The organism is uncultured Arenimonas sp., assembly GCF_963976025.1.
GTDB lineage: Bacteria > Pseudomonadota > Gammaproteobacteria > Xanthomonadales > Xanthomonadaceae > Arenimonas.
In genome coordinates, this window is record NZ_CAXBJS010000133.1 from 1 (window position 1) to 7,290 (window position 7,290).

At 67.8% G+C, this 7,290-nt stretch carries 9 protein-coding genes; 7 read left to right on the forward strand and 2 right to left on the reverse strand.

Going from position 1 to position 7,290, the window contains the following annotated elements:
* A partial coding sequence (locus tag AACZ35_RS10470) for an aldehyde dehydrogenase family protein (RefSeq protein WP_339828932.1) occupies positions 1–588 on the forward strand: 588 nt, incomplete at its 5' end.
* 137 nt (positions 589–725) lie between these two features.
* Here AACZ35_RS10470 and AACZ35_RS10475 read toward each other — a convergent pair.
* Positions 726–1,337, reverse strand: a complete 612-nt coding sequence (locus AACZ35_RS10475; RefSeq protein WP_339828934.1) for a hypothetical protein — start codon at positions 1,335–1,337, stop codon at positions 726–728.
* 202 nt (positions 1,338–1,539) lie between these two features.
* On the opposite strand from AACZ35_RS10475, the gene AACZ35_RS10480 reads away from it, so the two are divergent.
* The 5 genes from AACZ35_RS10480 (at position 1,540) to AACZ35_RS10500 (ending at position 4,875) form a co-directional block, all read left to right on the forward strand.
* Complete coding sequence (locus AACZ35_RS10480) at positions 1,540–3,153, forward strand: AAA family ATPase (protein ID WP_339828936.1); 1,614 nt, start codon at positions 1,540–1,542, stop codon at positions 3,151–3,153.
* Positions 3,153–3,332 (forward strand): hypothetical protein, encoded by a 180-nt coding sequence (locus tag AACZ35_RS10485; RefSeq protein WP_339828938.1) that lies wholly within the window; start codon positions 3,153–3,155, stop codon positions 3,330–3,332. Before AACZ35_RS10480 ends, AACZ35_RS10485 begins: the two co-directional genes overlap by 1 nt.
* A 231-nt stretch (positions 3,333–3,563) precedes the next feature.
* Entirely contained in the window at positions 3,564–3,848 is a 285-nt protein-coding gene (locus AACZ35_RS10490; protein ID WP_339828940.1) for a general secretion pathway protein GspB, read from the forward strand.
* A 3-nt stretch (positions 3,849–3,851) separates the two neighbouring features.
* Positions 3,852–4,529 carry a rhomboid family intramembrane serine protease gene (locus tag AACZ35_RS10495; RefSeq protein WP_339828942.1) on the forward strand — a complete coding sequence of 226 codons (678 nt, stop codon included), beginning with the start codon at positions 3,852–3,854 and terminating at the stop codon, positions 4,527–4,529.
* Between the two features lie 22 nt (positions 4,530–4,551).
* Positions 4,552–4,875 carry a DUF1820 family protein gene (locus AACZ35_RS10500; protein WP_339828944.1) on the forward strand — a complete coding sequence of 108 codons (324 nt, stop codon included), beginning with the start codon at positions 4,552–4,554 and terminating at the stop codon, positions 4,873–4,875.
* Positions 4,876–4,887: 12 nt separating this feature from the next.
* Here AACZ35_RS10500 and AACZ35_RS10505 read toward each other — a convergent pair whose 3' ends face one another.
* Positions 4,888–5,850: an integron integrase gene (locus AACZ35_RS10505; RefSeq protein WP_339828946.1), complete on the reverse strand. Its 963-nt coding sequence runs from the start codon at positions 5,848–5,850 to the stop codon at positions 4,888–4,890.
* Positions 5,851–6,096: 246 nt separating this feature from the next.
* Between AACZ35_RS10505 and AACZ35_RS10510 the strand changes: the two genes are divergently transcribed.
* Positions 6,097–6,465, forward strand: coding sequence for a hypothetical protein (locus AACZ35_RS10510; protein ID WP_339828948.1), 369 nt, complete (start codon positions 6,097–6,099; stop codon positions 6,463–6,465).
* Positions 6,466–7,290: the final 825 nt, after the last annotated feature.

Here is a 7,290-nt window from a genome sequence, read left to right on the forward strand (position 1 = left end):
ATCACCATGCTGTCGGGCGCGATGGACGAACTGCGCGTGGGCAACCCGGCGCTGCTGAGCACCGACGTGGGCCCGGTGATCGACGAGGACGCGCGCAAGGTCCTGGAAGCGCACGCCGAGCGCATGGACCGCGAGGCGAAGCTGATCAACCAGGTGAAGCTGCCGGAAGACACCGCCAACGGCTGCTTCTTCGCGCCGCGTGCGTATGAGCTCAAGAGCCTTTCCCAGCTGGAGCGCGAAGTCTTCGGCCCGGTGCTGCACGTGCTGCGCTACGAGGCCAGCGAGCTCGACCAGGTGATGGCCGACATCAACGCCACCGGCTACGGCCTGACCCTGGGCATCCATTCGCGCATCGACGCGACGGTGGAAAAGATCGCCAGCACGGTGCGGGTGGGCAACTGCTACGTCAACCGCAACCAGGTGGGCGCCGTGGTCGGCGTGCAGCCCTTCGGCGGCGAAGGCCTGTCCGGCACCGGCCCCAAGGCCGGCGGCCCGCACTACCTGCTGCGTTTCGCCACCGAGCGCGTGCTGACCGTGAACACCACGGCGGCGGGTGGCAATGCCTCGCTGCTGACCCTCGACGACTGAGCCACCACTGTAGGAGCGCCTTCAGGCGCGAATCTTTTGACTTTGCCTCCGGCAAAGAACCGCTTCGCGCCTGAAGGCGCTCCTACAACAGCGACGGCGAAGGCCCTCCAAATGGAGGGCCTTCTTGTTTGTGGCCCTCAGCTCGGATCGGGCTGGCGTTCAACGATGTACACGCAGGCGCAGGTGGAGCCGGCGCCGCAGATGCCGCTGCGGTAGTGCGCGCTCATGCCGATGGAGGCGCATTCCTCCATGCAGGCGTTCTGGCGGCCCTTCTCGGCAGTCATGCAGGCGTCGGCGATCATCCAGACGATCAGCGGGCCGATGCCACCGCCGCCGCGCATCATCGGGCGCCGCGGCGGATCGCTGGGGCGGCGCGTGCGGCGGTTTTCCAGGTAGATGCCGTTGGCGTAGTAGAAGTCCAGCACCTGGTCGACGCTGGCTTGCTCGGCCGGCGTCAGCAGGCGCGGACGCGGGCCGTAGTGGCGCACCGGTTCGCCCGGCAGGAACAGGCGGATGCTGCCGTCGACCAGGATTTCGGCCTTGCTGCGGCGGCCGGCGCTGTCTTCCCAGACCAGGTGGGTGCTGCCGTCGTCGGGAAAGGCAGTGGCTTCGGGCACGGCCGAGGTGATGGTGAGCAAGGCGGGGCCGGGCGGGCGTTCAACGGACTCGTCCTCGTCGCCGGGACCTGCCCAGGCAACGGTGGCGGCGGCCCAGAGGGCGGCGATGGCGAAACAGCGGGTCAGGATCATCGGGGGTCTCCTTGTGCGCCGGAATGGCGCAGGGACAGCGTCCGCCCGGCGACTTCACCGCGAATCGGCACAACACCGGCACGCCGGTAGGCAAGACGCGGGCCGGCCGCGTGGAAAGCCGCCCGCCGTGGGCAGGAAGGCGGCGGTTCCTGCGCGCGTGGCCGCCGTGGCATGCTGGTTGCCCCTTTCGCCCGGACCTCGCATGTATCTCGAGCACTACGGCCTGGACGAGCCGCCGTACTCGATCACGCCCGACCCGCGCTTCGTTTATCTGAGCGAGCGCCACCGGGACGCGCTCGCGCACCTGCTTTTCGGCATCGGCCAGGGCGGCGGCGGCGGCTTCGTGCAGCTCACCGGCGAAGTAGGCACGGGCAAGACCACGCTGTGCCGGCTGCTGCTGGAACAGCTGCCTGAAAACGTGCGCGTGGCCCTGGTGCTGAACCCGCGCCTGGACCCGGTGGAGCTGCTGGAAACGATCTGCGAAGAACTGCGCATCGACGTCGCCGGCCGCCGCGGCAGCCTCAAGGGCCTGGTGGATGCGCTGAACCACTTCCTGCTCGACGCCTACGCCCAGGGCCTGCGCGTGGTGCTGATCATCGACGAGGCGCAGAACCTAAGCCCCGAAGCACTGGAGCAGGTGCGCCTGCTGACCAACCTGGAAACGCCCACGCAGAAGCTGCTGCAGATCCTGCTGCTGGGCCAGCCGGAACTGCGCGACATGCTGGCGCGCCCCGACCTTCGCCAGCTGGCCCAGCGCGTGACCGCGCGTTTCCACCTGACGCCGATGGACGGCGCCGAAACCGAGGCCTACCTGCGGCACCGGTTTTCGGTGGCTGGGGGCACGCGTTTCCCATTCACCAAGCTGGCGGTGAAACGCATCCACCACCATGCCGGCGGCGTGCCGCGGCTGGTGAACATCATCGCCGAGCGCGCGCTGCTGGCCGGTTATGCCCACGACGAAACCCAGGTCGGCGAAAGCTGGGTGGACCGCGCCGCCCGTGAAGCCATGGCGCCGCGGCTTTCGAAACTGCCGCGCCCGACCCTGGCCTGGGGCGTGGCCGCCGTGCTGGCGCTGCTGGTGATCGCGCTGGCCATGCGCGAACCCGCCCCACTGCCGCCCGAGCCCGAACCCGACTCACAAACCCAGGCCGAACCCGCGCCGGTTGCCGTGGCGGTGGTGCCTTACCTTCCCGGCGCGCAGCTGGGCGACCGCATCCGCCTGGCGGGTGCGCCGGCACAGCCCGCCTGGGGCCAACTGCTGGGCCTGTGGACGGTGCGCGCTAACGAAACCACCGTCGACCGCGCCCAGGCCTGCCCGCCGGTGCTGGCGCCGGGGCTTTACTGCCTGCGCGGCCGCGCCGGCCTGGACAAGCTGGCGGCGCTGGGCCGGCCTTCGCTGCTGCGCCTGCGCGCCAATGGCGAAGAAGCCTGGGCCCTGCTGCTGGGCGCCGATGCGCTGCGGGTGCGCCTGTGGCTGGGCGGCGGCCGCTTCGACACCGACCGGCTGGCGCTGGAACGCGCCTGGGACGGCGAGTACGCCACGCTGTGGCGCGGCCCGGATTTCCTGTGGCCTGCCCCCGTGGCTGGCGACAGCGGACCCGCGGTGGACTGGATCCACGACCGCCTGCGCGACCGCGCCGGCCTGCAATCGGCCGAAGCCGGCCCGGCGGTGCTCGATGCCCACAGCATTGATGCCGTGCGCCGGCTTCAGGACGCCAACGGCCTGGTGCCCGACGGCGTGATCGGCCCGGAAACCCTTATGGCCCTGGCTGCCCGCGAAAACGAGGGCCCGCGCCTGCGCCGGGTGCTGGACTGATGTCGCTGATCCTGGAAGCCCTGAAGAAGTCCGAAGCCGAGCGCCAGCGCGGCAAGGCCCCGGGGCTGTTCGTCGAACAGGCCGTGGTGCCGGTGCGGTCGCGGCGTGCGACGCCGGGCTGGGCGTATGTGGCGGGCGTGTTGCTCGTCGTGGTGGTTGGCGTGTTCGTGTGGCGGTAATGGTCCCGGGAGGCCGCGGTGCCTGCGCAGACGCAAGTTGCGGCCCCGACGGCTGTTCCCCCTCTCCCGCCCGCGGGAGAGGACCGGGGTGAGGGCGAGCCGGGGGCGAGCATGGTTGCGCCGACGGTTGCGTTGCCCCCTCCCCAAGCCGCCCCCGCGCGCGAGGCAGCGAGGCCTGATGTCGCGCGCGTGCCGGCGCCGGCGCCGGTTCCTGCGCCAAGGCCCGTTCCCGTGCAGACCCCGACGCAAGCTCCCACCATCACCGAACTTCCCGCACCCACCAACATCCTGCCCCGCCTCACCGACCTTCCCGCCAGCGAGCGCAACGCCCTGCCGCCGCTGAAGATCACCATGCACGTCTACGCCGACGAACCGTCGCAGCGTTTTGTCATCCTCGACGGCCGCCGCCACGGCGAAGGCGCCAACCCGGCCGATGGCGTGGTGATCCAGGAGATCCGCCGCGACGGCCTGGTGCTTTCCCTGCGCGGCCGCGACGTGCTGCTGCCGAGGCCCTGATCCGTGTTCGTCGACCTGCCCACCCGCCGAAGGACGCGCTGGCGCTGGGCGACGCCGCTGCTGGCGCTGCTGATGGTCGGCGCCTACATCTGGATCTTCCTGCTGCCCGACGACGCCGCCTGGCGCGCCACGCTGCTGCGCTGGGGCACGCTGTCGGGCAGCGTCACCGAATGGCGCGCGGCGATGCGCGACGTGCGCCTGCTGACCCTGCTCACGGCATTGTTCATCCACGCCGGGCCCGTGCACCTGGTCGGCAACTTGTTGTTCCTGCTGATCTTCGGCCTGCCCTCGGAACGCACCATGGGTCCCTGGCGCTTCCTGCTGCTGTTCCTGGCCGGCGGCGCCCTGGCCAACCTGGCCGCCGCGGTGCTGATGGGCACGCCGGCGCGCGCGATCATCGGCGCCAGCGGCGGCGTGTCGGCGGTGATCGGCGCCTACCTTGCCCTGTTCCCGCGCGCGCGCCTGGGCGTGGTGGTGCCGCTGGGCCTGTGGCTGGAGTTCATCAAGGTGCCGGCGGCCTTGCTGATCGGCCTGTGGGCGACGCTGCAGCTGATCTTCACCTTCGCCGGCCCCAGCTTCGGCGCCGTGGCCTGGTGGGCGCACCTGGCCGGCTTCGTGGTGGGGCTGATCTATGCGCTGGCCCTGAAACCCATGCTGGCGCGCCGTTCACGCGGCCAGTAGGCGCGGGAATATAATCGCCTTCATGAGCACGCGCATTCTTTACAAGGTGACCTTCCTCAACGCCGGCAAGGTGTACGAGCTGTACGCGCGTCGTGTGTCGGCCAGTTCGCTGTGGGGTTTCACGGAAGTCGCCGACCTGGTGTTCGATGCCAAGGAAGGCGTGGTGGTGGACCCCACCGAAGAACGCCTGCGCGACGAGTTCGCCGACACCCGCGTGCTGCACCTGCCGATGCAAAGCGTGGTGCGCGTGGAGGAGGTGGACCGCAAGGGCCTGCTGAGCATCCGTGACGCCAGCACCGGCGAGAAGGTGGTGACGCCTTTCCCGCTGCCGGCCAAGCCGCGCTGACGCCAGCCCCCTTCACCGCCGGTCCAGCGGACTGAGCACGCCGCCGGTACCGCGGTTCAGTACGTGCGTGTAGATCTGCGTGGTGGCGACATCCTTGTGGCCCAGCAGTTCCTGCACCGTGCGGATGTCGTAACCGGCCTCGAGCAGGTGCGTGGCGAAACTGTGGCGCAACGTGTGCGCGCTGACCGGTTTGACCAGGCCCACCCGACGGGCCGCGCCCTTGAGCGCGCGGCCGACGACCTGGTCGTCGAGGTGGTGCCGCCGCACCACGCCGTCGCGCGGATCGGCCGAGCGGCGCTCGGACGGAAACAGATACTGCCAGCCCGGCTCGCGGCCCGCGTTCGGGTACTTGCGCGACAGGGCAAAGGGCAGCCAGGCCTGCCCGAAACCTTCGCGCAGGTCGGCGGCATGCACCGCCCGCGCCCGTTCGACCTGGCGCTGCAGCGGCTCGACCAGCGAAGCCGGCAGCACCGTGCGCCGGTCGCGCGCGCCCTTGCCCTCGCGCACCGTGATTTCGCCGCGAGCAAAATCCACGTCCTTGATGCGCAAGCGCAGCACTTCCATCAGGCGCATGCCGCTGCCGTAGAGCAGGCTGGCCAGCAGCCAGGCCCGGCCTTCCAGCACGGCCAGCAGCGCCCGGACTTCCGCCACCGACAACACCACCGGCACCCGCTCGGGCCGTTTGGCGCGCACGACCTTTTCCATCCACGGCAGCTCGGTCTTGAGCACCTCCCGATACAGGAACAACAATGCCGCCAGCGCCTGGTTCTGGGTACTGGCCGCCACCCGCCCGCGCACCGCCAGCAGCGACAGAAAGGCCTCGACCTCGCGGCCACCCAACTCGCGCGGATGCCTGCGCCCGTTCGCCTGGATGAACCGCTTGATCCAGTCCACATACGCCCGCTCGGTGCGGATGGCGTAATGCTTGACCCGCATCACGCGGCGAACTTCGTCCAACAGGCGAGGAGCGCGCATGGTTTGCTCGCCAGGCGCCGCGTCGTTCATGCCAATCGAAGGACCGCCGGAATCCTCGTTTGCGCTCCGATAACCGACCTGTCGTCGCCTTCGCTCCATAACAAGCGATGCTGGCGCAGCACCGGCACCGCGCCCATCAGCCAAGGCGTTGATTCAGGGTAGGAATTCTCGCTTGACCCGCCCTGCAAACTGTCGGAACGTACCCGCAACGCCCCGCTTAAGGGGTCGAATAGGTGTTAGGCGTCCATGAACCAATACGCACGCCTCTTCCTTGCAGCCCTACTTGCCGTCAACGCGGGCTGCACCACCGCTAGTCATGCCCCTCCCCAGTTGGTCTGCGTTTGTCCGCTTAATGAGCTTCCAGAGCATGCCATTGCAGAACACATTTCACTGGCCGATGCCGGCGACGTAACAGCAATGCGCAGGCTTGCTCTCCACTACGCTGACATCAGCAATATGGACGAGTACGTAGCCTGGAGCATGCGCTTAGCTGAGTCCGGGGACAAAGATGCACAAGTCGAAATGGTGTGCTGGCATTCTCGCCTTGATCGAAAAATAGGAACAACTAAAGCAATTAATCTGTCCGCGAAATGGGGCGTGCCAACAGGGTGCTAGGCTGGCCGCCTAACTGATCATTCAAGCCGACGCCTTCGGCGCGGCTTAACTCAAGGTGTTAGGCCGCGCAACAAACGTTCTGGGCGCTTGAAAGAGAAAGGCAAATGCCACTAACGCGACTCGTTCATTTAGTCCATCGCTTTCAATCCAGCCGCATCGGCAGACTCTCCGGCTGGATAAGTCTTCTCACTGTGGGGTGGATGGCCATAGCGGCGACTGGAACCATTGGCCTGCGCCGCTACGTCGGTGAGCCATTTGTTTTGTTCGACGCGTTCTTGCTTGTCATCGCGCTCTTTGCGGTCAATGCGGCCAGGACCATATATTTGACCTACATCCGCTCGGCCCGATCGCGCGCTCCCGAAGGCGAGTGATTCCGGCCTAACCAATCATTCAAGCCGACGCCTTCGGCGCGGCTTAACTCAAGGCGTTAGGTGGACCGTGGCTACCCGAATTGTCTCATCCGGACTTTTCCTCCTGGCTGGACTGGTTGTTCTCGCAGTAGCGCTCTTTTCCCTGGCACCACTTGCCCCAGACCAATACAGCGCATGGGCGGACGACGGCGTGCTTATTTTCGCGCTCGGCGTGTACGCAGCCTGTTGGGCCGGGGTGTTGCTAGGTTTAGTCCGCCGCAAGTGGGTGATATCCGCGTGGCAGGCCAGTTCAAAGCTGGCCATCTCAGCCGCCGGGCTCCTTGTTATCGGCTACCTCACCTGGGTTTCTTGGACCATGCTTGCCATCTTGCGGTCCACGGACCTATGAGGCATTTTCCACCTAACCAATCATTCAAGCCGACGCCTTCGGCGCGGCTTAACTCAAGGTGTTAGG

Coding starts and splice junctions, on each gene's coding strand:
- AACZ35_RS10475 (WP_339828934.1), bottom strand. CDS start 1,337: ATGATCCTGACCCGCTGTTTCGCCATCGCCGCCCTCTGGGCCGCCGCC.
- AACZ35_RS10480 (WP_339828936.1), top strand. CDS start 1,540: ATGTATCTCGAGCACTACGGCCTGGACGAGCCGCCGTACTCGATCACG.
- AACZ35_RS10485 (WP_339828938.1), top strand. CDS start 3,153: ATGTCGCTGATCCTGGAAGCCCTGAAGAAGTCCGAAGCCGAGCGCCAG.
- AACZ35_RS10500 (WP_339828944.1), top strand. CDS start 4,552: ATGAGCACGCGCATTCTTTACAAGGTGACCTTCCTCAACGCCGGCAAG.
- AACZ35_RS10505 (WP_339828946.1), bottom strand. CDS start 5,850: ATGCGCGCTCCTCGCCTGTTGGACGAAGTTCGCCGCGTGATGCGGGTC.
- AACZ35_RS10510 (WP_339828948.1), top strand. CDS start 6,097: ATGAACCAATACGCACGCCTCTTCCTTGCAGCCCTACTTGCCGTCAAC.